Source organism: Pseudoalteromonas sp. S3260, from assembly GCF_005886925.1.
GTDB classification, from domain to species: Bacteria; Pseudomonadota; Gammaproteobacteria; order Enterobacterales; family Alteromonadaceae; genus Pseudoalteromonas; species Pseudoalteromonas tetraodonis.
In genome coordinates this window covers 1-292 of record NZ_PNCV01000258.1, presented here as the reverse complement: position 1 = coordinate 292, position 292 = coordinate 1, and the positions used below count along the sequence as shown (strand labels likewise).

1 rRNA gene is annotated in these 292 nt (G+C 55.8%); it reads left to right on the top strand.

The features are described from left to right. Window positions 1–117, top strand: a 23S ribosomal RNA gene (locus tag CWC14_RS18390); the annotation flags it as partial. Window positions 118–292: the final 175 nt, after the last annotated feature.

Sequence of the window (292 nt, the reverse complement as noted above, 5' to 3'; positions counted from 1 at the left end):
CCTGAGGCCTTGCGCCTCCTGAAGGGCCCTTGAAGACTACAAGGTTGATAGGCTGGGTGTGGAAGCACAGCAATGTGTTGAGCTAACCAGTACTAATTGCCCGTGAGGCTTGACCATATAACACCAAGGGGTTTGCGCAGGCAAACCGCCGGGATTGCGACAGGATCGAGACATATCGGTCAGCATGATTCATATTGCGAGTCGCGAGGCCACAAGCCTCGAGACTCAGGCATCGCAAGATGCCACCGTTTCGCCTGACGACCATAGCGAGCGTGAACCACCCGATCCCATG